Origin of the sequence: Streptomyces sp. NPDC014733 (genome assembly GCF_043083385.1) — a bacterium.
Taxonomy (GTDB): domain Bacteria; phylum Actinomycetota; class Actinomycetes; order Streptomycetales; family Streptomycetaceae; genus Streptomyces.
Genome location: NZ_JBIBYO010000002.1, coordinates 828547 through 852810 on the forward strand (window position 1 = coordinate 828547; position 24264 = coordinate 852810).

Here is a 24264-nt window from a genome sequence, read left to right on the forward strand (position 1 = left end):
AAGACCCCTCAGAAGATGACGGTCGGCGCGGTGGTCCTCACCATGGGCAACCGCCCCGAGGAACTGCGCGCGCTGCTGGACTCGGTCGCGAAGCAGGAGGGCGATCCGGTCGAGGTGGTGGTGGTCGGCAACGGCTCACCCCTGCCCGAGCTGGACGTCCCCGGGCTGACGGTGCGCACCGTCGAGCTGCCGGAGAACGTCGGCATCCCGGCGGGCCGCAACGTCGGCATCGAGGCGTTCGGCCCCGGCGGCACCGACGTCGACATCCTGCTCTTCCTCGACGACGACGGGCTGCTGGCCCGGCCGGACACCGCCGAGCTGTGCCGTCAGGCGTTCGCCGCGGACGAGAAGCTGGGCATCATCAGCTTCCGGATCGCCGACCCGGACACCGGGGAGACCCAGCGCCGCCACGTCCCGCGGCTGCGTGCCTCCGACCCGATGCGCTCCTCGCGCGTGACCACCTTCCTCGGCGGCGCCAACGCGGCCCGCACGGCGGTGTTCGCGCAGGTCGGCGGCTTGCCCGACGACTTCTTCTACGCGCACGAGGAGACCGACCTGGCCTGGCGGGCGCTGGACGCGGGCTGGCTGGTCGACTACCGCGCGGACATGCTGCTGCTCCACCCGACGATGGCGCCGAGCCGGCACGCGGTCTACCACCGGATGGTGGCCCGCAACCGCGTCTGGCTGGCCCGGCGCAATCTGCCCGTCCCGCTGGTTCCGGTCTATCTCGGTGTCTGGTTCCTGCTGACGCTGGCCCGGCGCCCCTCCCTGCCGGCGCTGCGTGTCTGGCTGGCGGGCTTCAAGGAGGGCTGGACGACCCCTTGCGGCCCCAGGCGGCCCATGAAGTGGCGTACCGTGTGGCGCCTGACCCGGCTGGGTCGCCCTCCCGTCATCTGACAAGCTCAATATCTGAGAGCATCAGGCGCGAACCGGGGCGTGGCCCCGGCAGCGCACCTTGAGGACGAAAGTGTCAACTGTGAGCGAGACCACGCACGACAGTGCGGTCGCCATGAGTGCCCCGCCATCCCCCGACGACGGGCTCACCCCTGCCCAGCTGGCCCAGAAGTACGGGCTGTCGCAGAGCGGTGCCCGGCCCGGCCTGTTCGAATACGTCCGGCAGCTGTGGGACCGGCGCCACTTCATCGCCGCCTTCTCCAGCGCCAAGCTGACCGCGCAGTACAGCCAGGCGAAGCTGGGCCAGGTCTGGCAGGTGGCGACGCCGCTGCTCAACGCGCTGGTGTACTACTTCATCTTCGGTCTGCTCATGGGCGGCCGGGGCAGCATGACGAACGACGTGTACATCCCGTTCCTGGTGACCGGTGTCTTCGTCTTCACCTTCACCCAGAGCTCGGCGATGGCCGGTGTCCGGGCGATCTCCGGCAACCTCGGGCTGGTGCGCGCGCTGCACTTCCCGCGTGCCTCGCTGCCGATCTCGTTCGCGCTCCAGCAGCTCCAGCAGCTGCTGTTCTCGATGATCGTGCTGGTCATCGTCCTGCTCGGGTTCGGGCACTACCCGTCGCTCTCGTGGCTGCTGGTGTTCCCCACGCTCGTCCTCCAGTACGTCTTCAACACCGGTCTGGCCATGATCATGGCCCGCGCCGGCGCGAAGACCCCGGACCTGGCGCAGCTGCTGCCGTTCATCATGCGGACGTGGATGTACGCGTCCGGCGTCATGTACAACCTGACCGAGCAGCTGCGGAACAAGCACGCCGCCGAGTGGCTCATCAACCTCCTGGCGTCGAACCCGGCGTCGGTCTACATCGACCTGATGCGGTACTCGCTGCTGGGTCACGGTTTCAACCACGCCGATCTGCCGCCGCACGTCTGGGCGCTGGCCCTCGGCTGGGCGCTGCTCGTCGGCGCCCTGGGCTTTGTGTACTTCTGGAAGGCTGAGGAGCGTTACGGCCGTGGCTGAGCAGCAGCAGGACACCGGCGCCACCGCGCAGGCGGCCCCGGCCACCCCCACCGTGATCGCCGACGATCTGCACATCGTCTACCGCGTCTACGGCGGCAGCAGCGGCAAGGGCAGTGCCACCGCGGCGCTCAACCGGATCATCCGCCGCAAGCCGGGCGGCAGCGTCCGCGAGGTGCACGCGGTCAAGGGCGTGACCTTCACCGCGTACCGCGGCGAGGCCATCGGGCTGATCGGTTCCAACGGCTCGGGCAAGTCGACGCTGCTGCGGGCGATCGCCGGTCTCCTGCCGGCCGAGCGCGGCAAGGTCTACACCGACGGCCAGCCGTCGCTGCTGGGCGTGAACGCGGCACTGATGAACGACCTGACCGGCGAGAAGAACGTGGTGCTGGGCGGGCTGGCGATGGGTATGTCCCGCGACCAGGTCCGCGACCGCTACCAGGGCATCGTCGACTTCTCCGGGATCAACGAGAAGGGTGACTTCATCTCGCTGCCGATGCGGACGTACTCGTCCGGTATGGCGGCCCGGCTGCGGTTCTCCATCGCGGCGGCGAAGGACCACGACGTGCTGATGATCGACGAGGCGCTGGCCACCGGCGACCGCAAGTTCCAGAAGCGCTCCGAGGCCCGCATCCGTGAGCTGCGCAAGGAGGCCGGTACGGTCTTCCTGGTCAGCCACAACAACAAGTCGATCAGGGACACCTGCGACCGGGTGCTGTGGCTGGAGAAGGGCGAGCTGTTGATGGACGGCCCGACCGACGAGGTCATCAAGGCGTACGAAAAGGAGTCGGGCAAGTAGTCCGCCTCCGGCCCGGGCCCCCGCGAGACCGCTCGCGGGGGCCCGACGGCCGTCATGGGCCTGTCAACTTCCGCGGGCCGGACGGGGGTTGGGCCCCCTGCGGTGCCCCGACGGGCGGGCCCTGGAGGTGCGGGACCCGGTCATCCGTCGCGAAGATCTACCGCGTAAGCTGTACAGGTACTGATCAGAATAAGTGGTATAAGTCGGGCAATGCTCGCCATTTGTGAGCATGGAACGGTCCTGTCGGGCGTGGCGTGTCCGAAATGGGATGTTTTGGCTTGGCGGTGTAGAACGGGAGACGTGACGGCAATGGCTACTGGACCGCTCCGGCTCCGAAACGCGCCGGGCAGACTTCGGTGAGCCGAGAAACGGCCCAGGCCCCCGCAGGCCGGCCGGTGGACGATCCCTCGCGCGCCGTCCTCGACCAGGCCGCTCACGAGAACTTCCCGGTCGCGCCCTTCTTCCTGCCCCGCGCCTGGCGCGGCGACCTCATGGCGGTCTACGGCTACGCCCGTCTGGTCGACGACATCGGCGACGGCGACCTCGCCCCCGGCGGCGGCGACGCCGTCCTCCTCGGGCTGGAGCGCGAACAGGCCGACGACCGCCTCGCGCTGCTCGACGCCCTGGAGGCGGACCTCTTCCGCGTCTTCAGCGACCGCGCCCCCGGCCCCCGCCACCCGCTCCTGCGCCGCCTGGGCCCGACCGTCCGCCGCTGCGGACTGACCCCCGAGCCCTTCCTCGGCCTGATCGAGGCGAACCGCCAGGACCAGCGGATCTCGCGCTATGCGACCACCGCGGACCTCGACGCGTACTGCGAGCTGTCCGCCAACCCCGTCGGCCGCCTCGTCCTCGGCATCACCGGCACCACCAGCCCCGAACGCGTCCGGCGCTCCGACGAGATCTGCACCGCGCTGCAGATCGTCGAACACCTCCAGGACGTCGCCGAGGACCTGGCCCGCGACCGGATCTACCTCCCCGAGGAGAACCGGAAGCGCTTCGGCGTCACCGAGGCCGACCTCGCCGCCCCGCACGCCTCTCCCGCCGTGCGCGCGCTGATCGTCCACGAGGCGGACCGCGCCAACCGGCTGCTGGACGCCGGAGCCCCGCTGGTGGGCAGCGTCCACGGCCGGCTGCGGCTGCTGCTCGCCGGCTTCGTCGGCGGCGGGCGCGCCGCCCTGCAGGCCGTCGCCGACGCCGGCCACGACGTACTCCCCGGACCGCCCAAGCCGACCAAGCTCAGCCTGCTGCGCGCGGTGGGGGCGACATTGCGAAGAGAGGGGTGAGTCGGACCGTGGAGGAAACCGCACAGACATCCGCGCCGGTGCTCGCCGCATACCGCTACTGCGAGGCAGTCACCGGACACCAGGCCCGGAACTTCGCCTACGGCATCCGGCTGCTGCCGGCCGCCAAGCGGCAGGCCATGTCGGCGCTGTACGCCTTCTCCCGCCGCGTCGACGACATCGGCGACGGCGCCCTGGAGCCGGAGGCCAAGCGCGTCCGGCTGGAGCACACCCGGGCGCTGCTGGGCCGGATCAAGGACGGTGAGATCGAGGAGGACGACACCGACCCGGTCGCCGTCGCCCTCGCCGACGCCGCCCGGCGCTTCCCGCTGCCCCTGGTCGGGCTCGACGAGTTGATCGACGGCGTCCTGATGGACGTCCGCGGCGAGACCTACCGCACCTGGGACGAGCTGAAGCTCTACTGCCGCTGCGTCGCCGGGGCCATCGGCCGGCTCTCGCTCGGCGTGTTCGGCACGGTGCCCGGCGCGCCGGACGCCGCGCGCGCCCCCGAGTACGCCGACACCCTCGGCCTCGCCCTGCAGCTCACCAACATCCTGCGCGACGTCCGCGAGGACGCCGCCAACGGCCGTACCTACCTGCCCGCCGAGGACCTCGCGAAGTTCGGCTGCTCGGCCGGGTTCGACGCGCCGGTACCGCCGCCCGGCGCGGACTTCGCCGGTCTGGTGCACTTCGAGGCCAACCGCGCCCGCGCGCTCTTCGCCGAGGGCTTCCGGCTGCTGCCGATGCTCGACCGCCGCAGCGGCGCCTGCGTCGCGGCGATGGCCGGGATCTACCACCGGCTGCTGACCCGGATCGCCGACAACCCGGAGGCCGTGCTCCGCGGCCGGGTGTCCCTGCCGGGCCGGGAGAAGGCGTTCGTCGCGGTGCGCGGCCTGTCCGGCCTGGACGCCCGCGCGGCGGGCCGCCGCACCACCGGGAGGCGCTGATGTACGACCGCACCCCCGCACGGCCCGGCTCCCCGGGGACCCGGCCGACGCGCCCCGCGGCACCGGGGGCAACCCTTCCGGTGATCATGGCGTCCCTGTGGTCGGCGACGGGGGAGGACACATGACAGCCGGAGCAGGGCGTACCGGTGGCGCGGTGGTGGTCGGCGGCGGGCTGGCCGGTACGGCGGCCGCGCTGGCGCTCGCCGACGCCGGGGCACGCGTCACCCTCGTCGAGGGCCGCCCGCGCCTGGGCGGACTGGTCTTCTCCTTCCGCCGCGAGTTCGGCGGCGGCGAGCTGAGCATCGACAACGGCCAGCACGTCTTCCTGCGCTGCTGCACCGCCTACAGCGCCTTCCTGGACCGGCTCGGCGCCACCGACCTGGTCCCGCTCCAGGACCGGATGGACGTGCCCGTCCTCGACGCCGACCGGATGCGTCTCGGCCGGCTGCGGCGCACCGCGCTGCCCGTCCCGCTGCACCTCGCGGGCAGCCTCGCCCGCTACCCGCACCTGACCGCCGCCGACCGTGCCTCGGTGGTCCGCGCCACCCTCGCGCTCCAGCGCCTCGACCTCGACGACCCGGCGCTCGACGCGGTCGACTTCGGCAGCTGGCTGCGGCGCCACGGCCAGTCGGCCCGCGCCGTCGAGGCGCTGTGGGACCTCGTCGGCGTCGCCACCCTCAACGCCCCCGCCGCCGACGCCTCCCTCGGACTCGCCGCCAAGGTCTTCAAGACCGGGCTGCTCTCCGCGCGCGGCGCCGCCGACATCGGCTGGGCCCGGGTCCCGCTCGGCGACGTCCACGACACCCTCTCCCGCACCGCCCTGGAGAAGGCCGGGGTCCGCGTCCTGCTGCGCACCCGCGCCACCGGCCTCACCCGTACGGAGTCCGGCTGGCGGGTCGCCGTCGCCGACGGGCCGGACGCCACCGACGTGCTCGACGCCGACACCGTCGTCACGGCGCTGCCGCAGCGGGAGACCCACGCGCTGCTCCCCGCGGGCACCCTCGACGACCAGGACCGGCTGCTCGGCATCGGCACCGCGCCGATCCTCAACCTCCACGTCGTCTACGACCGCAAGGTGCTGCGCCGCCCGTTCTTCACCGCGATCGGCTCGCCGGTCCAGTGGGTCTTCGACCGCACCGACACCTCCGGCCTGGCCGCCCTCCCCGAGGGCGCGGGCTGCCAGTATCTGGCGGTGTCCCAGTCGGCCGCGCAGGAGGAGATCGGGCAGCCGGTCGCCAAGCTGCGCGCCCGCTACCTCCCGGAGCTGGAGCGGCTGCTGCCCGCGGCGCGCGGCGCCCGCGTCCGCGACTTCTTCGTCACCCGCGAACGCACCGCGACGTTCGCCCCCACCCCGGGCGTCGGCAGGCTCCGCCCCGCCGCCCGCACCCGTACCCCCGGCCTGTACCTGGCCGGCGCGTGGACCGCCACCGGGTGGCCCGCGACCATGGAAGGCGCTGTGCGCAGCGGTCACGAGGCCGCGCGTCACGCGCTCACCGAACTCGGCTTCCCCCGGGGCCGGCTGCCCCGGGAGGCAGCATGACAACGCGCACCAGCGCTCGCATGAGCACGAGCATCGGAAACAGAGGAGAAACCGTGAACCCGGCTTCCCCAGCTATCGACACCGAGAGCGTCACCGCGCTGCTGGAGCGCGGGCGCACGCTCGCCACTCCCGTGCTGCGTGCCGCCGTGGACAGACTCGCCCCTCCCATGGACACCGTCGCCGCCTACCACTTCGGGTGGATCGACGCCGCGGGGCACCCCTCGGCGGGCGACGGCGGCAAGGCGGTACGCCCCGCGCTCTCCCTGCTGTCCGCCGAGGCCGCGGGCGCGGCGCCGGAGGTCGGCATCCCCGGCGCGGTCGCCGTCGAGCTGGTGCACAACTTCTCGTTGCTCCACGACGACCTGATGGACGGCGACGAGCAGCGCCGCCACCGCGACACGGTCTGGAAGGTGCACGGCCCGGCCCAGGCGATCCTGGTCGGCGACGCGCTCTTCGCCCTCGCCAACGAGCTGCTGCTGGAACTCGGCACCGTCGAGGCCGGGCGTGCCACCCGCCGTCTGACCACCGCCACCCGTAAGCTGATCGACGGTCAGGCGCAGGACATCTCGTACGAGCACCGCGAGCGGGTCACCGTCGCGGAGTGTCTGGAGATGGAGGGCAACAAGACCGGTGCGCTGCTGGCCTGTGCCGTCTCCATCGGTGCGGTGCTCGGCGGCGCCGACGACCGCACCGCCGACACCCTGGAGCGCTACGGCTACCACCTCGGCCTCGCCTTCCAGGCCGTCGACGACCTGCTCGGCATCTGGGGCGACCCGGAGTCCACCGGCAAGCAGACCTGGAGCGACCTGCGTCAGCGCAAGAAGTCGCTGCCGGTCGTCGCCGCGCTGGACGCCGACGGCCCGGCCTCGCGCCGGCTCGCCGAGATCCTGGCGGCCGACGCGAAGAAGTCCGAGGACGAGATCGCCGACTTCACCGAGGAGGAGTTCGCCTCCCGCGCCGCACTGATCGAGGAGGCCGGGGGCCGGGAGTGGACCTCGCAGGAGGCCCGCCGCCAGCACGCCACGGCCATCGCCGCACTCGACGAGGTCGAGATGCCGGAGAAGGTCCGCGCGCAGCTCGTCGCGCTCGCGGACTTCGTTGTCGTACGACAGAGATGAGCGCTATCGACACGAACTGATCGCAGTCGCCGGCCGGTGCCAGCCGGGCGCCGGCCGACGGAATCCCTGAGCACGCTTCACAGTTCACTGCAGAAGGGGAAGCCATGACAGCGACGACCGACGGAAGCACCGGGGCCCTGCCGCCCCGGGCCCCCTCGGCCAGTGATGCCGCCGGTCCCACCGGAGATCCGGCGGGCATCGCACAGCAGGCCCGGCGTGCGACGGAGCGCGCCACCGCATATCTCCTCTCCGTCCAGGACCCCGCCGGATGGTGGAAGGGCGACCTCGAGACCAACGTCACGATGGACGCCGAGGACCTGATGCTCCGGCAGTTCCTGGGGATCAGGGACGCGCGGACCACCGAGGCCGCCGCCCGGTACATCCGCGGCAAGCAGGGCGAGGACGGCGCCTGGGCCACCTTCCACGGCGGGCCCGGCGACCTCTCCGCCACCATCGAGGCGTATGTCGCCCTGCGGCTCGCCGGGGACGCCCCCGACGCCCCGCACATGGCCCGCGCCGCGGCGAGGGTCCGCGAGGCCGGCGGGATCGCCGCGTCCCGCGTCTTCACCCGCATCTGGCTGTCCCTCTTCGGCTGGTGGAAGTGGGAGGACCTCCCCGAACTCCCGCCGGAGCTGATCCACCTCCCGAAGTGGTTCCCGCTCAACATCTACGACTTCGGGTGCTGGGCGCGGCAGACGATCGTGCCGCTGACCATCGTCTCGGCCAAGCGCCCGGTGCGCCCCGCGCCGTTCGGCCTCGACGAGCTGCACACCGACCCGGCCGTGCCCAACCCGCCGCGCCCGCTCGCGCCGGCCACCAGCTGGGACGGCCTCTTCCAGCGCCTCGACAAGGCGCTGCACCTCTACCACAAGGTCGCCGTCCGCCCGGTGCGCGCCGCCGCGATGCGCTCCGCGGCCCGCTGGATCATCGAACGCCAGGAGAACGACGGCTGCTGGGGAGGCATCCAGCCGCCCGCCGTCTACTCCGTCATCGCCCTGCACCTGCTCGGCTACGACCTCGACCACCCGGTCCTCAAGGCGGGCCTGGCCTCACTCGACCGCTTCGCGGTGTGGCGCGAGGACGGCTCCCGGATGATCGAGGCGTGCCAGTCGCCGGTCTGGGACACCTGTCTGGCCACCATCGCCCTCGCCGACGCCGGACTCCCCGCCGACCACCCCGCGCTGGTCAGGGCCGCCGACTGGATGCTCGCCGAGCAGATCGACCGGCCCGGCGACTGGGCCGTCCGCCGTCCGCGTCTCGCCTCCGGCGGCTGGGGCTTCGAGTTCGAGAACGACAACTACCCGGACATCGACGACACCGCCGAGGTCGTCCTCGCGCTGCGCCGGGTCGACCACCCGGAACCGCACCGGATCGAGGAGGCCGTGGCGCGCGGGGTGCGCTGGAGCGCCGGGATGCAGTCGAAGAACGGCGCGTGGGCCGCGTTCGACGCCGACAACACCAGCCCGTTCCCCAACCGGCTGCCGTTCTGTGACTTCGGCGAGGTCATCGACCCGCCGTCGGCGGATGTCACCGCCCATGTCGTCGAGATGCTCGCCGACACCGGCCGCGCGGACCATCCGCGCGCCCGCCGCGGCCTCGCCTGGCTGCTGGCCGAGCAGGAACCCTGCGGCGCCTGGTTCGGCCGCTGGGGCACCAACTACCTCTACGGCACCGGCTCGGTGCTGCCCGCCCTCGCCGCGGCCGGGATCCCCCGCTCGCACCCGGCCGTCCGGCGCGCCGTCGCCTGGCTGGAGCGGGTGCAGAACACCGACGGCGGCTGGGGCGAGGACCAGCGCTCGTACCAGGACAAGGAGACCTGGACGGGCCGCGGCGCCTCCACCGCCTCGCAGACCGCGTGGGCGCTGATGGCGCTGCTGGCCGCCGGGGAGCGGGAGAACGAGGCGGTCCGGCGCGGGGTGCGCTGGCTGGCCGGCACCCAGTTGCCGGACGGTTCCTGGGACGAGCCGTACTTCACCGGCACCGGCTTCCCCTGGGACTTCTCCATCAACTACCACCTGTACCGCCAGGTCTTCCCGCTGACGGCGCTGGGCCGTTACGTGGGCGGCGGGCCGGCCGCCGCACCGCTGGGGGTCTGATGACGGGACGGCCCCCGCCTGAGGGCGCGCCGCCGCTGCTGGTCGCCTGTGCGCTCGGCATCGAGCGGTTCGCGCTGCGCGGCGGGGGCCGTGACGCCGCCGGGGCCCGTGTCACGCTGCGCACCGGCATGGGGCCGGGCGCCGCCGAACGCGCCATGGAACGGGCGCTCGCCCCGGGCGCGGCCACCGCGCACTCCCCGGTGATCGCCAGCGGCTTCTGCGCCGGGCTCGCCCCGGGCATGCGCCCCGGCGACGTGGTGGTGGCCGAGCGGACCCGCGACCACCGACCGGACGCGGCCGACGTGATCTGTCACGGCGGCCCGCTGGCCGAGGCGCTGCGCTCGCGCGGACTGACCGTCCACACCGGGCTGCTCCAGGGAAGCGACCACGTGGTGCGCGGTGCGGAGCGGGCGGCGCTGCACGCCGCGGGCGCGGTCGCGGTGGACATGGAGTCCGCCGCGACGCTGGGCGCGGCGCGGCGGACCGGCGAGCGCCCGGTTGCGGCCGTCCGGGTGGTCGTGGACGCTCCAGAACATGAGCTGCTGCGCCTGGCGACCCTGCGCGGAGGAATATCGGCCTTCCGCGTCCTGCGGTCCGTCCTTCCTGTTTTCTTCGAATGGCACCGTTCTTTGCTGCTCCCCTGGAGGTGAGCCAGATGGCCATGCCGCTCCGCCAGTCCATCCGGGTCGGGACCTATCTCTTTGAACAGAAGATGCGGAGGCGCGACAAGTTTCCGCTGATCGTCGAGTTGGAGCCGCTGTTCGCCTGCAACCTCAAGTGCGAGGGGTGCGGAAAGATCCAGCACCCCGCGGGCGTCCTCAAGCAGCGGATGCCGGTGGCGCAGGCGGTGGGGGCGGTGCTGGAGTCCGGCGCCCCGATGGTCTCCATCGCCGGCGGCGAGCCCCTGATGCACCCGCAGATCGACGAGATCGTCCGCCAGTTGGTGGCCAAACGGAAATACGTCTTCCTCTGCACCAACGCGATGCTGCTCCGTAAGAAGCTGGAGAAGTTCACGCCCTCGCGGTACTTCGCCTTCGCGGTGCACATCGACGGGATGCGCGAACGCCACGACGAGTCCGTCGCGAAGGAGGGCGTGTTCGACGAGGCGGTGGCCGCCATCAAGGAGGCCAAGCGGCGCGGCTTCCGGGTCACCACCAACTCCACCTTCTTCAACACCGACACCCCGCAGACCATCATCGAGGTGCTGAACTTCCTCAACGACGACCTCCAGGTCGACGAGATGATGCTGTCGCCCGCCTACGCGTACGAGAAGGCGCCCGACCAGGAGCACTTCCTCGGCGTCGAGCAGACCCGGGAGCTGTTCAAGAAGGCGTTCGCCGGGGGCAACCGCAGCCGCTGGCGCCTCAACCACAGCCCGCTCTTCCTCGACTTCCTGGAGGGCAAGGCGGACTTCCCGTGCACCGCGTGGGCGATCCCCAACTACTCCCTCTTCGGCTGGCAGCGCCCCTGCTACCTGATGAGCGACGGCTACGTCCCCACGTACCGCGAGCTCATCGAGGAGACCGACTGGGAGAAGTACGGCCGCGGCAAGGACCCGCGGTGCGCCAACTGCATGGCGCACTGCGGCTACGAGCCGACCGCCGTGCTGGCCACCATGGGGTCGCTCAAGGAGTCGTTGCGCGCCGCGCGCGAGACCATCGCGGGCAACCGTGACTGACGCGCCCGCCGGAGCGGCCCGGGCGCGCACCGCCCGGGCCGCGGGACGAGACGGGGAGGGGAGCCACCGGTGACCGGTTTCGATCTGGGCGCGCTGCTGGCCGAGCGCGGCGGCGAACGCTACGACCTGCACAGCCGCCATCTCAACCACCAACTGCCGCGGATGCTGCACACCCTCGGCTTCGACAAGGTCTACGAGCGGGCCGAGGGCGCGTACTTCTGGGACGCCGACGGGCAGGACTACCTCGACATGCTCGCCGGCTTCGGCGTGATGGGCCTGGGCCGTCACCACCCGGTCGTCCGGCAGGCGCTCCACGACGTCCTCGACGCGCAGCTGGCGGACCTCACCCGCTTCGACTGCCAGCCGCTGCCCGGTCTGCTAGCCGAGAAGCTGCTGTCCCACACACCCCATCTGGACCGGGTGTTCTTCGGCAACAGCGGCACCGAAGCCGTCGAGACCGCCCTGAAGTTCGCCCGCTACGCCACCGGGAAACCCCGCGTCCTGTACTGCACCCACGCCTTCCACGGTCTGACGACCGGCTCGCTGTCGGTCAACGGCGAGGACGGCTTCCGCGACGGCTTCGCCCCGCTGCTGCCGGACACCGCGATCGGGCTGGGCGATCTGGCGGCGCTGGAGCGCGAGGTGCGCCGCGGGGACGTGGCGGCGCTGGTCGTCGAGCCGATCCAGGGCAAGGGCGTACTGCCGGCCCCGCCCGGCTTCCTCGCCGCCGCCCAGGAACTGCTCCACCGCCACAAGGCCCTGCTGATCGCCGACGAGGTGCAGACCGGCCTCGGCCGCACCGGCGACTTCTTCGCCTACCAGCACGAGGCGGGCGTCGAGCCGGACCTGGTCTGCGTAGCCAAGACGCTGTCCGGCGGGTACGTGCCCGTCGGCGCGACGCTCGGCAAGGACTGGATCTTCAAGAAGGTCTACTCGTCCATGGACCGGGTGCTGGTCCACTCCGCCAGCTTCGGCGCCAACGCCCAGGCGATGGCGGCGGGTCTGGCGGTCCTCGCCGTGATGGAGGACGAACAGCTCGTCGCCCACGCCCGGCGCACCGGCGATCTGCTGCGCACCCGGCTGGCCGCGCTCACCGACCGGTACGAGCTGCTGCACGAGGTACGGGGCCGGGGCCTGATGATCGGCATCGAGTTCGGCCGGCCGGCGTCGCTGGGGCTGCGCGGTCGCTGGACGATGTTGCAGGCGGCCCGCAAGGGCCTGTTCGCGCAGATGGTCGTGGTGCCGCTGCTCCAGCGCCACCGGATCCTCACCCAGGTCTCCGGCGACCGTCTGGAGGTCATCAAGCTGCTCCCGCCGCTGATCATCGGTGAGCGGGAGGTGGACCGGTTCGTCGACGCGTTCACCGCCGTCATGGACGAGGCGCACGCGGGCTCCGGCCTGATGTGGGACTTCGGCCGGACGCTGGTGAAGCAGGCGGTCGCGCACCGCTGACGGGACGGCCCACAGGAGGGGGAGAGATGAGCGAGGACGCCACGGTGCGGGCCGTCAACGCGATGACGGCCCGCTGGGCGCGGTCGGCCGTGGGGGAGCGGGGCACGGTCCTGGCCGCGGCCGGGGTCTGGCCGCTGCTCGCCCTGCTCACCACCCCGGCCGCGGGCCCGGCCCGTACGGAGCTGGCAGCCGCCCTGGGTACCGCCCCGGAGCACGCGATGGACGAGGCCCGCGCGCTGCTCGCCACGCTGGACGCGATGGACGGCACCGACGCGGCCGCCGGGGTGTGGGCCGCCCGCTCCGCCGGGCTGCGCCCGGAGTGGTGCGCGCGGCTGCCGGAGGGCGCGCTCGGCGAGCTGACCGGCGATGCGGCTGCCGACCGCGCCGCGCTGGACGACTGGGCGCGGCGCGGCACCGACGGCATGATCGAACGGATGCCGGTGGCGGTCGGCCCCGGGACGCTGCTGGTCCTGGCCAGCGCGCTGCTGCTGCGGACCGCCTGGGAGACACCGTTCGCCGAGCGCCCGCTGCGCGTCGTCGAGGGCCCGTGGGCGGGGCGGACGCTGACGGAGCTGTACCGCCGCACGGAGGACGGCGCGCAGCTGCGGGTGCACCACACGCCGGACGGTCCGCTGACCGACGCCCGGGTCGCCGGCACGAACGGCCTCGACGTCCATCTGCTGCTCGGCCCGGAGCGGCTGCCGGGCGGCGAGGTGCTGGCGCACGGCGTGGCGGCGCTCGGCGGGGCGTATCCGATGGCGCCCGGCGCGGACGGGAACGGGCCGGGGCTCGCCGTCTCCTCGGTGCCGTCCCCGCACGGCCGCCCGCTGACCGAGGTGTGCACCGCGCGGTGGACCGTCGATGCCGATCACGATCTGCTGCGGTGGCCCGAGGTGTTCGGGCTCGGCGCGGCGGCGCGGGCGTCGGCCGGGCACTTCCCGGGGATGGCCACGCGGCTGCTGGCGGTCTCCGCGGCGCGGCAGACCGCGACGGCGACGTTCGGGCCGCTCGGCTTCCGGGCGGCGGCGGTCACCGCGATCGGGATGCGGGCGGCGGGCATGGCGCTGCCGCCGCCGCTCCGCTCCCGGCTGGTGACGGCGCGCTTCACGCGGCCGTTCGGCTTTCTGGCGGTGCACCGGGCGAGCGGTCTGGTGCCGGTCGCCGGGTGGGTCACCGACCCCGATCCGTACCCGGCGGTGTGAGGCCGGGGGCGGACGCCGGGGCGTGGGGCCTCAGCCCTCCAGGAGCCGGTCGCACAGCCGCTCGCGGACGGCCGGGGTCAGGCCGAGGCCCTCGGTGAGGTAGGCATCGGTCGAGCCCCAGGTCGCGGCGATCGCGTCGTAGGCGGCCGCGAGGTAGCCGGCGTCGGCGCCGAAGAGCGGCGACAGCAGCTCCATGACCTCGGGGGACATCGCGGCGGGGGAGTTGTCCGAGCGGCGGATCTTGTAGCGCCGGTGCGGGTCGTTGGACTTGAGGTAGTCGGCCTCGATCGCGTCCCGTTCGACGCCGACGGCGAGCAGCGTGACGGCGACCGACAGTCCGGCGCGGTCCTTGCCGGCGGCGCAGTGCAGCAGCGCGGGCGTGCTGTCCTCGGCGAGGGCGTGCAGCAGCCGGCTGTGGTCGGCGGTTCGGGTGGTGATGATGTGGCGGTAGCTCTTGGCCATCCGTGCGGCTGCCTTGCCGTCGCCGAGTATCTGGCGCAGCTGGTCCAGCGCGCCGTCGCGGACCATGGTCCAGAACTCCGCGCCGTCGGCCGGGTCGGTCAGCGGGATGTTGACGTTCCGCACGCCGGGGAGCGTGACGTCCGGGCCTTCGAGGGAGATGTCCGCGGCGTTGCGGAAGTCGAAGACGGTGTGGAGGCCGAGACCGCCGAGGAAGGCGGCGTCGGCGTCGGTCGCGTGCGCGAGGTGGCCGCTGCGGAACAGCCGTCCCGTCCGCACCCGCCGCCCGTCCACGGTCGGCAGCCCGCCCACGTCGCGGAAGTTGCGGACCTCCACGAGAGGGGAATCGGCCGGTGGGACCTGCGGCGTCTGCGTCACGGGCGCTCCTCGGTTCGGTCGCCGGCGCGGTCGCCGGCGAGACGTGGCCGTCCCTGACGATACGACACGGGTGCCGCAGGCAACCATGGTGGGGAAATGATGCTTCCGGGCCGGGAGCCGACCGATACCGACACGGTGGGCCCTCCTCGGGCGACACCGGGCGATCGTTGTGTATTCCAACTTGAAGAGAATTTGACCGGGTGGCATTAATCACCTCCCGTCAACCCCTGGTTACGGTGGCGTAGGTCACTTCTCACGGTGAAGTATGTCCTGACGTGGGAGACGATTCGAAAAACATCAGCAGCGGCGCCGTGCGCGCCATCGGGTCGTACGCAGCCGTCGGGGACAGCTTCACCGAGGGAGTCGGGGATCCGGGCCGTGACGGGGCGTACATCGGTTGGGCGGACCGCCTCGCGGTTCTCCTCTCGGACCAGTGCGCGGAGGGGGAGTTCCGCTACGCCAACCTCGCGGTCCGCGGCCGGCTCCTGGACCAGATCGTCGAGGAGCAGGTGCCCCGCGCCAAGGAGCTGGCCCCCGAGCTGGTGACCTTCTGCGCGGGCGGCAACGACATCCTGCGCCCCGGCTCCGACCCGGACGACGTCGCCGAGCGGTACGAGGCGGCCGTCGCGGAGCTGCGCGAAACCGTCGGCACGGTCCTGCTCTGCACCGGCTTCGACACCCGCGGCATCCCCGTCCTGAAGCATCTGCGCGGCAAGATCGCGACGTACACCGCACACGTCCGCGCCATCGCCGACCGGCACGGCTGCCCGGTCCTCGACCTCTGGTCGCTCAAGTCCGTCCAGGACCGGCGCGCCTGGAGCGACGACCGGCTGCACCTGTCCGCCGACGGCCACACCCGCGTCGCGCTCCGCGCCGGTCAGGTGCTCGGCCTCCAGGTCCCGGCCGACCCGGACCAGCCCTGGCCCCCGGAGGCGGAACGGTCGGCCGCCGACGCCCGCCGCGACAACATCCACTGGGCGCGCGAACACCTGGTGCCCTGGATCGGCCGCCGGCTGCGCGGCGAGTCCTCCGGCGACCACGTCGAGCCGAAGCGCCCGGACCTGCTTCCGCTCTAGTTCCGCTCCAGGGCAAGCGCGACGGCCCCGGAATCCCTTGACGGGATCCGGGGCCGTCGCCGTGTCCGGGCCTGCGCCGCCCGGAGTCAGCCGGTGGCTCCCTGGCGCCCGACCTCGGCCCACACCACCCGGCCGCCGTGCTCGTCGGGCCGGGTGCCCCAGTTCCGTGAGAGCGCGCCGACCAGGAAGAGGCCGCGGCCGCACTCCTTGTCCACGCTGCCCGGGCGGACCCGCGGCGCCGACGCGCCCGCGCCGCCCTCGTCGGTGACGGCTATCCGTACGTACCCCGCGTGCAGCGACAGCTCGCAGCCGACCCGCCGGCTGGCGGTGTGCCGCAGCGCGTTGGTGAACAGCTCGCAGACCACCAGCTCCACGTCGTCCCGGACGCCGGGCGCGGTGCCCCAGGCGTGCAGCAGCGCGGTGACCCGCCGCCGTGCCTCGGGGACGGAGGTGCGGCACGCCGGCAGATGGAACGCGTCCCGGCGCCCGGCGGAACAGCCGCGGGGCGCCAACGAAGGGGCGTTGCTGGAGGAAGCCACTACGCAACTATGTGCGATGCCGACGATCGATGGCAAGGATCAATCTGCAAATTACAGAATCGGATTATGCAGTCTGTTCGCGTAACTGACGGCATGACACACTGCTGCCCGGAAGCAGGCAGAAGGGATCGGACGTGGTGGAAGCACGGTCGGGCGGGGCGCCGACCGTCCTGCGGGTGGTGCTCGGGAAACGGTTGCAGGACCTGCGCGAGAAGGCCGGCCTCTCCTTCGAGCAGGCCGCCGAGGCCCTCGACGTCACCCATGCGACGGTACGGCGGATGGAGAAGGCCGAGGTCGGCCTGAAGATCCCGTACGTGGAGAAGCTGCTGGCCACCTACGGGATCACCGACCCCACCGAGATTGCGGGCTTCGTCTCCCTCGCCCGCGAGGCCAACCGCCCCGGCTGGTGGCACCGCTTCCGCGACGTCCTGCCCGACTGGTTCAGCGCCTACGTCAGCCTGGAGAGCGAGGCCACCCTCATCCGCGGCTACCAGCCCGCCTACGTTCCCGGGCTGCTGCAGACCGAGGAGTACGCACGGGCGGTGCTGCGCGCCGGGATGCCGCACGCCGCCGCCGACGACATCGACCGCTGTGTCGCCCTCCGCATGGAGCGGCAGTCCCTGCTCACCCGCGAGAACGCGCCGACGCTCTGGGTGGTCATGGACGAAACCGTGCTGCGCCGTCCGATCGGCGACGACCCGCAGGTGATGCGCGACCAGATCGCCCGTCTCGCGGAGGCCACCGCGCTGCCCAACGTCCGGCTGCAGATCATCCCGTTCGCCGCGGGCCCGCACCCCGCGATGTACGGACCGTTCCACATCTTCCGCTTCCCGATTCCGGAGCTGCCGGACATCGCGTACGCGGAGAGCCTCGTCGGAGCCCAGTACTTCGACCAGCGCAACGACGTCTCGCAGTTTCTGGAGGCCCTCGACCGGATGTGTGCGCAGGCCGCACCGGCACACGCCACCGAGGACATCCTGGGTGGCTTTCGCAAGGAGATCTGAACCATGGATCGCATACGCATCTACAACGGCATGCCCGCCAAGGAACTGGGCACCGACGGCTGGCACAAGCCCTGGAGCGGCGGCAACGGCGGCGAGTGCGTCGAGGCGATGAGACTGGGTGACGGCCGCGTCGCACTGCGCCAGTCCACCGACCCCGACGGCCCCGCGCTGATCTACACCCACCACGAGATCGTCAGCTTCATCGAGGGCGCCAAGGCCGGTGACGCCGACTTCCTGCTGACCGGCGGACCGCACCGCCACCCCGAACGGAGAACGGTATGAGCGACGCCGAGATCGCCCGGGGGCCGCTGCACCCGCCGCTGCCCGACGGCACCGGCCACGGCGGCTTCCGCCCCGAGGAGATCGACACCGGCACCCCGCACCCGGCCCGGATGTACGACTACTACCTCGGCGGCCGCGACAACTACGAGGTCGACCGGATCGCCGCCGACCGCGTCATCGAGGTTCACCCGCAGGTCCGGCTCAGCGCCCGCGCCAACCGCGCGTTCCTCGGCCGCGCGGTCCGCACCCTCGTCGACGGCGGCATCCGCCAGATCCTCGACCTCGGCACCGGCATCCCCACCTCACCCCACACCCACGAGGTGGCCCGCGCGAGCGCCCCGGACACCCGGGTCGTCTACGTCGACAACGACCCGATCGTCGCCACCCACGCCGGGGCCCGGCTGACCGATGCCGACCGCACCGGCTTCGTCCTCGGCGACGTCCGCGACATCCGCGCCGTCCTGGCACACCCGACCGTACGGCGGCTCATCGACTTCGACCGCCCGGTCGCCGTCCTCCTCCTCGCGGTGCTGCACTTCGTCCGCGAGGACGAGGACCCGGCGGCCGTCGTCACCGCCCTCGCCGACGCCCTGCCCGCCGGCAGCCACCTCGTGCTCTCGCACGCCACCGAGGAGCCCTACGAGGAGTACCCCGGCGGACGCGTCGACGTCACCGCCCGCGACGGCGTCGTCAACGTCTACAAGAACGCCACCGCCACCCTCAACCTCCGCTCCCGGGCCCGGATCACCGAACTCTTCGGCCCGTTCACGCTGCTGGAGCCCGGTGTCGTCCGCGTTCCGCTGTGGCGCCCGGACGGCGAGATCCCGGACGCCGAGGAGCTGAACAACACCATCTTCTACGGGGGGATGGGCCGGAAGGACTGACGCGCGGGCGGCGGCCGACGGCCCCGCGCTCAGACCGGAACGGTGTCCGCCGCCCCCGCCTGTGGCTCCTCGGCGGCCGCCGCCAGAGCCTCCGTGTCCAGGGGCGCGGTGTGCGTCCCGTGCGCGACACAGGCGTGCGCCCCGGCCAGCGCGCCCCGGCGCGCACACTCCCCGAACTCCAGCCCGGCGAGATGCCCGTGGAGGAACCCGCTGGTGAACGCGTCCCCGGCGCCGTTGCTGTCCACCACAGGGCCGGGCGGCACGGCCGCCGGGACATGACGCGGGGTGCGGTCCTCCGGGGTGAGCAGGTACGCGCCGCCGGCACCCGCCGTCGCGACCACCGCGGACGCCCGGCCCTCCCGCAGGATCTCCCGCATCACCGCCCCGATCCGCTCACCCGCCCCCGCGGTGCTCAGGAACACCAGGTCGGAACGGAACGCGAACTCCTTGTGGTGGCAGGTGAGTCCGTCCCAGTCGTGCAGATCCGTGGAGACCGGCAGCCCCAGCGCGGCGATGTCGTCGTACAGGAACCGCGTGAAGTGGGTGATCGACAGATGGACGTGCCGGGCCCGGCGCAGCGCGGGGAGGTAGTGCTCGGGCGGCATCCGCAGATCCAGCGGATCGCGGGCGTCGTGGAGCGAGGTGCGGCGGCCGTCCGGGGCGACGAGGTTCACCGAACGACGGGTGCCGTGCGGAGAGATCAACGGCCGGAAGTCGACACCGGTGCCGGCCAGCCGCTCCCGGACCAGCGTGCCCTGCGGATCGTCACCGATGAAGTCGAGGAATCCGGTGCGCAGTCCGAGCGCGGCGCAGCCCAGGGCGACACCGGTGCCGGTGTGGCCCGCGTACTCCAGGACCGGCGGCACCGGCACGGAATCGGCCGCGGGGATCGGCAGGGTGGGGACCCGTACGACGGTGTCCACCCCCGATCCGCCGACGACCAGGACGTCGTAGGGCTCGGTTCCCGGCTGATGTGTCACAGGCGCATCCCTGGCTGGTGGCGGCGGTCTGCGGACAGGCCACGTCCGCAGGCCCGGATTGTAGCCCCAAGATGCCGCAAAACGGGGCGTCAGGTACAGGATCCCGGAGGGCTGACGAGGGTGGGGAAAACATGTGCGACGGTGCGCCGGACGACGGCGGAGCCCCTCCGCGCCGCCGCCGGGGACAGCCTCCGGGAAGGCGTTGACAAGGGGTGGCGAGCGTTGAAGTCTGGCCTCCGGAACCGTAGTTGATCACTTGGGGCGGGCGGCCGGACGGCGGCCGACCGAGGGGAGCGGGAATGGAACAGCACCACACCGACGGCGCACGGGACGCGATAGTGATCGGCGGAGGGCTGGCCGGCATGCTCGCCGCCACCGCCCTGCTCGGCCACGCCGACACCGTCACCGTCATCGAACGCGACCGCTACCCCGAACACCGCGGCTTCCGCAAGGGCGTCCCCCAGGCACGCCACACCCACATCCTGCTCACCGGCGGCCAACGCGCCCTGGACGCCCTGCTGCCGGGCAGTTGCACCGCCCTCGCCGAGGCGGGCGCCCACCGCCTCGACCTGCCGCGCGACATCCTCACCCGCACCCCCACCGGCTGGCCGCGCCGGTTCGACGAAGGCCGCCACCACACCCTCAGCGTGACCCGCCCGGTGCTCGACGCCGTCGTCACCGAACGGGCCCGGGCCGCCTTCGCGGACTCCGCCACCCACGTGGAGATACGGGAGGCCACCGAGGCCGTCGGACTCATCGGCGACGCCGGGCGGGTCACCGGCGTCCGCGTCCGCCCACGCGACGGCGGCGCCCCGCGGACCCTCACCGCCGCCCTCGTCGTGGACGCCTCCGGACGCAGCTCCCGCGCCCCCCGCTGGTACGCCGAACTGGGCCTGGCCGCCCCGCAGGAGGAGATCGTCGACACCGGCCTCGGCTACGCCACCCGGCAGTACCGACCCGGCCCCGCCGGCCCCCCGGACACCGGCGTCAACATCCCCAACTGGCCGGGCTCCCCGCGCGGCGGCTGCTACCTCCCCGTCGAGGACGGCATCTGGATGCTGACCCTCGCCGGCATGCGCGGCGACCACCCGCCCACGGACCCGGCAGAGTTCCTGGCCTTCTGCGCCACCGTCGGCGACCCGTACCTCCACTCCCTGGTCTCCGACGCCGAACCGCTCACCCCCGTCCACGGCTTCCAGGACACCCGCAACCGCCGTCGCCGCTACGAGCGTCCCGGCGCCTCACCGCAGGGCTTCCTCGTCCTCGGGGACGCGCACTGCACCTTCAACCCGGTCTACGGCCAGGGCATGTCGGTCGCCGCCCTGGGCGCCCACGCGCTGCGCGAGACCGTGGAGCGCACCGGCGGACTGCTGCCGGACACCGCCGCCACGGTCCAGCGGGAGATCGCCGCCGTCACCGACCCGGCGTGGATCACCGCGGTCGGCGCCGACCTGCCCTACCTCCGCGACGCCGACGGGAAACGGACGGCCGGGGAGCGGCTGACGGCGTGGTACCTCGACCGGCTGGCCGCCCGCGCGGCCCTCGACCCGGTCGTCGGCGCCGCCTTCCGCGACGTCTTCTGCCTCACCGCCCCGCTGCCCCGCCTCTTCGGCCCCCGGATAGCCGCCCGCACCGTCCTGCTGCCCCGCCGCCCCGCCCTGCCCGCCCCGCCGACGGCACCCGAGCCGGCCCGGCGTACGGGAGCAGGGGTCTGACCCCGTACGCGACGACCCGTACGGGCCCGGCGGACGGCCCGGAAAATGCGGTGCACCACGGGCGGCCCCTGCCGGAAACTGGGGCATGACCTGGACCACGACCACGGACCCCGACGCCTTCGAAGCGGCCGCCGGAGCCTTCCTGAGGGCACGGCCGGTCGAGCACACCATGCTCCTCTCCGTCGCCGCGACCGTCCGCGCGAGCGGCGCCGACACCTACGGCGACCAACCGCCCCGGTACGGCTGGAGGCACGAGGGCGGCGAGGTGGACGCCGCCTTCCTCTGGACACCGCCGCGCCCGGTGCTGCTCTCGGCCATGTCCGCGCGGGCGGCGGGCGCCCTGGCCGACACCCTGACCCGGGAGCGGCGGCCCGTCCCGGGCGTCGGCGGCGACCACACGGCCGTCGACGCCTTCGCCGCCACCTGGCTGCGCCACCACGGCGGCACCGCCGACACCGTCGAACGCAGCCGCCTCCACCGCCTCGGCACGCTCGTGCCCCCGCACCCCGGCCCGCCGGGCGCCGCCCGCCCGGCCACCACCGCCGACCGCGCCCTCGTCCTGGAGTGGTTCGCCGCCTTCGCCGCCGACGCCGGGGTCGCCCCGCCGCGCGACGCCCGTACGGTCGACGACCGGATCGCGCACGGCCGGGTGCTGCTCTGGGAGGACGCCGGACGCCCCGTGGCGATGGCCGCCCACACCGGCGCGGACGACGGCATCACCCGCGTCGCCCCCGTCTACACCCCACCCGGACTCCGCGGCCGCGGCTACGCAGGCGCCGTGACAGCGGCCCTGTCCCGGACGGCCCGCGACACCGGAGCCCACGAGGTCCTGCTCTTCGCCGACCTCGCCAACCCGACCGCGAACGCGCTGTACCAGCGGCTGGGGTACGAGTCGGTGAGGGACCGGGTGGTCGTGGAGTTCAGCGGGGCGGACCTGGCGGAGACGGGGGCCACATCCGGGTGAAGGGGAGTCCGAGGCGAGGCTGCGGTGCCCGGCGGGCTCCCCGGGCCCAGGTCTGACGCCCGGTCGCGGCGTGCGTCCCGCCGGACCCGGACCGCGCACCCCACCCGGACCGTACAGGAGGCCGCAGGTCGCGCCGTCCCGGGCGCGGAGAGAGGCTGTGGAAGTGCCCGGGCGCCGCGGCCTCCTGGGTGGGCCGGGGGCGGAACCTGCGGTCCGCTCGATCCGTTCAACGTGGCGACCGCCCGACATTGGAGGTTCCGTGACCGGTCCCCGCCCCCGCCGTACGCCGTGGCGTGCGCTGCGCCCCGCGAGCTTCGGCGCCGCACCCACCGGCGAGCGACTGGCCAGGATGCGCAGGTCACCGCAGTTCGTGGACGGTCAGTTCCGCAACCCGACACCGATCAGCCGGCTGCTGCGCGGCTCCGCACTGCCGATGGCCCGCTCGCAGCTGAACCGTGAGGCACGGTTGCGCCGCGCCCCCGCCGCCCCGATACCGCTGCACCGCCCGGCCCCGGGGGAGACCGCCGGGCCCCCGCGCACCGGACTACGCGTCACCTGGATGGGGCATTCCAGCGTGCTCGCCGAGATCGACGGTCACCGGCTGCTCTTCGACCCGGTGTGGGGCGAGCGCTGTTCCCCCTTCGCCTGGGCCGGTCCCAAGCGGCTCCACCCGGCCCCCGTCGAGCTGGCCGCGGTGGAGCCCGTCGACGCCGTGGTGATCTCCCACGACCACTACGACCACCTCGACATGGCAACGATCCAGGCCCTCACCGCCACCGGAGCCGCCTTCGTGGTGCCCCTGGGCGTCGGCGCCGACCTGGAGTTCTGGGGCGTACCGCCGTCCCGCGTCACGGAGCTGGACTGGCACGAGTCCACCCGGGTCGGCGAGCTGACCCTCACCGCCACCCCCGCCCAGCACTTCTGCGGCCGGGGTCTGCGCGGACTCCAGCACACCCTGTGGGCCTCCTGGGCCGTCGCCGGGCCCGAGCACCGCATCCACCACAGCGGCGACACCGGCTATTTCCCCGGCTTCACCGAGATCGGTGAACGTCACGGCCCGTTCGACCTGACCATGGTCCAGATCGGCGCGTACAGCGAATTCTGGCCCAGGAACCACCCGGACCACACCCCACTGCCCGGCGCATGGCCCGACATCCACATGACTCCCGCCCAGGGGGTCCAGGCCCACCTCGACCTCCAGGGAAGCGGCCCGGCCGGCGCGCTGCTGCCGATCCACTGGGGCACCTTCAATCTCGCCCCGCACCCGTGGGCGGAGCCCGCGGAGTGGACGAAGGACGCGGCCGAGGAGGTCGGCCAGGCGGTGGCCTTCCCGCGCCCCGGCGAGCCGTTCGAGCCGGGGGGAAAGCTGCCCGGGGAGCCGTGGTGGCGGGCGGTGTCCCATCCGATCGCCCATCCGTGGCGCCGCCCGCGGGCCGCTGAGGTCGCGGCGGAGCCGCGCACCGCCGATCTGGACGTCGCCGGCGAACGCTGACACCGGCTCTCCCCGAGGCCGTCACGGATTCCTTTACGTATGGATGCGTACGGAGGCGTACGGATACGTATGGACGCGTACGGATGGCCGGGCGGTGCGGGCCCGGCGGTCCGGGAGGGCCCGGATCTCCGCGGACGCACCCCCGGTCGTGGGGTGCCTACGGGGTCGTGTAAGTTGTTCGAGTTGCCACGAGCCGACAGGTCTCCACGGCAGCCGTCCGCCGCATCGCGGCACACCACTACTGCACGACTCCTCACCGGGACGAATTTCGGCATGCCCGAATTTCACACCGCGACGTGATTATGCGTCACCGAGGAATTCCGCTAAAGTAGTGACCACGCCAAGGCGCCGCAAACGAAAGTAAGCAGCCCGAGGCAAACCCCTCCGACGGGTAATCGGAAACGAATTCGGACCGGAAACGGCGAGAAACGGATCTGATAGAGTCGGAAAGGCCGGAAAGCGAAAGC

At 72.9% G+C, this 24264-nt stretch carries 22 protein-coding genes; 19 read left to right on the plus strand and 3 right to left on the minus strand.

What is annotated here, in order from left to right; all coding sequences use genetic code 11:
• The first annotated feature begins 15 nt into the window (after nt 1–15).
• The 12 genes from ACF1BH_RS08125 to ACF1BH_RS08180 all read left to right on the plus strand — a co-directional run bounded on the left by ACF1BH_RS08125 (nt 16) and on the right by ACF1BH_RS08180 (nt 14024).
• Nucleotides 16–897 carry a glycosyltransferase family 2 protein gene (locus ACF1BH_RS08125; protein ID WP_391641628.1) on the plus strand — a complete coding sequence of 294 codons (882 nt, stop codon included), beginning with the start codon at nt 16–18 and terminating at the stop codon, nt 895–897.
• 79 nt (nt 898–976) lie between these two features.
• Nucleotides 977–1915, plus strand: a complete 939-nt coding sequence (locus ACF1BH_RS08130; protein ID WP_391641578.1) for an ABC transporter permease — start codon at nt 977–979, stop codon at nt 1913–1915.
• On the plus strand, nt 1908–2711 hold the full coding sequence (locus ACF1BH_RS08135) for an ABC transporter ATP-binding protein (RefSeq protein ID WP_391641579.1): 804 nt from the start codon (nt 1908–1910) through the stop codon (nt 2709–2711). Before ACF1BH_RS08130 ends, ACF1BH_RS08135 begins: the two co-directional genes overlap by 8 nt.
• Nucleotides 2712–3106: 395 nt before the next feature.
• Complete coding sequence (hpnC, locus tag ACF1BH_RS08140; protein WP_391641580.1) at nt 3107–3994, plus strand: squalene synthase HpnC; 888 nt, start codon at nt 3107–3109, stop codon at nt 3992–3994.
• Complete coding sequence (gene hpnD / locus ACF1BH_RS08145; protein ID WP_391641581.1) at nt 3991–4938, plus strand: presqualene diphosphate synthase HpnD; 948 nt, start codon at nt 3991–3993, stop codon at nt 4936–4938. The genes hpnC and hpnD overlap by 4 nt, the downstream gene beginning before the upstream one ends.
• 121 nt (nt 4939–5059) lie before the next feature.
• Nucleotides 5060–6478 carry a hydroxysqualene dehydroxylase HpnE gene (gene hpnE / locus ACF1BH_RS08150; RefSeq protein ID WP_391641582.1) on the plus strand — a complete coding sequence of 473 codons (1419 nt, stop codon included), beginning with the start codon at nt 5060–5062 and terminating at the stop codon, nt 6476–6478.
• A 20-nt stretch (nt 6479–6498) separates the two neighbouring features.
• Complete coding sequence (locus ACF1BH_RS08155) at nt 6499–7596, plus strand: polyprenyl synthetase family protein (protein ID WP_391641583.1); 1098 nt, start codon at nt 6499–6501, stop codon at nt 7594–7596.
• Nucleotides 7597–7700: 104 nt separating this feature from the next.
• Nucleotides 7701–9692 carry a squalene--hopene cyclase gene (shc, locus tag ACF1BH_RS08160; RefSeq protein WP_391641584.1) on the plus strand — a complete coding sequence of 664 codons (1992 nt, stop codon included), beginning with the start codon at nt 7701–7703 and terminating at the stop codon, nt 9690–9692.
• Nucleotides 9692–10342 (plus strand): 1-hydroxy-2-methyl-2-butenyl 4-diphosphate reductase, encoded by a 651-nt coding sequence (locus ACF1BH_RS08165; protein ID WP_391641585.1) that lies wholly within the window; start codon nt 9692–9694, stop codon nt 10340–10342. Before shc ends, ACF1BH_RS08165 begins: the two co-directional genes overlap by 1 nt.
• Before the next feature lie 5 nt (nt 10343–10347).
• Complete coding sequence (gene hpnH / locus ACF1BH_RS08170) at nt 10348–11370, plus strand: adenosyl-hopene transferase HpnH (RefSeq protein ID WP_391641586.1); 1023 nt, start codon at nt 10348–10350, stop codon at nt 11368–11370.
• Nucleotides 11371–11439: 69 nt separating this feature from the next.
• Nucleotides 11440–12822, plus strand: coding sequence for an aspartate aminotransferase family protein (locus ACF1BH_RS08175; RefSeq protein ID WP_391641587.1), 1383 nt, complete (start codon nt 11440–11442; stop codon nt 12820–12822).
• 26 nt (nt 12823–12848) lie between these two features.
• Entirely contained in the window at nt 12849–14024 is a 1176-nt protein-coding gene (locus ACF1BH_RS08180; protein WP_391641588.1) for a serpin family protein, read from the plus strand.
• A gap of 30 nt (nt 14025–14054) precedes the next feature.
• On the opposite strand, the gene ACF1BH_RS08185 is transcribed toward ACF1BH_RS08180, so the two are convergent.
• On the minus strand, nt 14055–14861 hold the full coding sequence (locus tag ACF1BH_RS08185) for a tyrosine-protein phosphatase (RefSeq protein WP_391641589.1): 807 nt from the start codon (nt 14859–14861) through the stop codon (nt 14055–14057).
• A 275-nt stretch (nt 14862–15136) separates the two neighbouring features.
• Here ACF1BH_RS08185 and ACF1BH_RS08190 point away from each other — a divergent pair, with 275 nt between their 5' ends.
• Nucleotides 15137–15937, plus strand: coding sequence for an SGNH/GDSL hydrolase family protein (locus ACF1BH_RS08190; protein WP_391641590.1), 801 nt, complete (start codon nt 15137–15139; stop codon nt 15935–15937).
• An 86-nt stretch (nt 15938–16023) separates the two neighbouring features.
• Here the strand turns inward: ACF1BH_RS08190 and ACF1BH_RS08195 are convergent, their stop codons facing one another.
• Entirely contained in the window at nt 16024–16476 is a 453-nt protein-coding gene (locus ACF1BH_RS08195) for an ATP-binding protein (RefSeq protein WP_391641591.1), read from the minus strand.
• 134 nt (nt 16477–16610) lie between these two features.
• Here ACF1BH_RS08195 and ACF1BH_RS08200 point away from each other — a divergent pair, with 134 nt between their 5' ends.
• The 3 genes from ACF1BH_RS08200 to ACF1BH_RS08210 are packed head-to-tail and all read left to right on the plus strand — an operon-like array spanning nt 16611 to nt 18646.
• Nucleotides 16611–17480, plus strand: coding sequence for a helix-turn-helix domain-containing protein (locus ACF1BH_RS08200; protein WP_391641592.1), 870 nt, complete (start codon nt 16611–16613; stop codon nt 17478–17480).
• A 3-nt stretch (nt 17481–17483) separates the two neighbouring features.
• Nucleotides 17484–17762, plus strand: a complete 279-nt coding sequence (locus ACF1BH_RS08205; RefSeq protein WP_030287833.1) for a DUF397 domain-containing protein — start codon at nt 17484–17486, stop codon at nt 17760–17762.
• On the plus strand, nt 17759–18646 hold the full coding sequence (locus ACF1BH_RS08210) for an SAM-dependent methyltransferase (protein WP_391641593.1): 888 nt from the start codon (nt 17759–17761) through the stop codon (nt 18644–18646). The genes ACF1BH_RS08205 and ACF1BH_RS08210 overlap by 4 nt, the downstream gene beginning before the upstream one ends.
• 29 nt (nt 18647–18675) lie before the next feature.
• Here the strand turns inward: ACF1BH_RS08210 and ACF1BH_RS08215 are convergent, their stop codons facing one another.
• Entirely contained in the window at nt 18676–19626 is a 951-nt protein-coding gene (locus ACF1BH_RS08215) for a carbohydrate kinase family protein (protein WP_391641594.1), read from the minus strand.
• A gap of 299 nt (nt 19627–19925) precedes the next feature.
• Here ACF1BH_RS08215 and ACF1BH_RS08220 point away from each other — a divergent pair, with 299 nt between their 5' ends.
• The 3 genes from ACF1BH_RS08220 (at nt 19926) to ACF1BH_RS08230 (ending at nt 23797) form a co-directional block, all read left to right on the plus strand.
• The gene (locus ACF1BH_RS08220) at nt 19926–21341 is read left to right on the plus strand and encodes an NAD(P)/FAD-dependent oxidoreductase (RefSeq protein WP_391641595.1); all 1416 of its coding nucleotides are present in this window, start codon (nt 19926–19928) and stop codon (nt 21339–21341) included.
• An 85-nt stretch (nt 21342–21426) separates the two neighbouring features.
• Entirely contained in the window at nt 21427–22305 is an 879-nt protein-coding gene (locus ACF1BH_RS08225) for a GNAT family N-acetyltransferase (protein ID WP_391641596.1), read from the plus strand.
• 259 nt (nt 22306–22564) lie between these two features.
• Nucleotides 22565–23797, plus strand: coding sequence for an MBL fold metallo-hydrolase (locus ACF1BH_RS08230; protein ID WP_391641597.1), 1233 nt, complete (start codon nt 22565–22567; stop codon nt 23795–23797).
• Nucleotides 23798–24264: the final 467 nt, after the last annotated feature.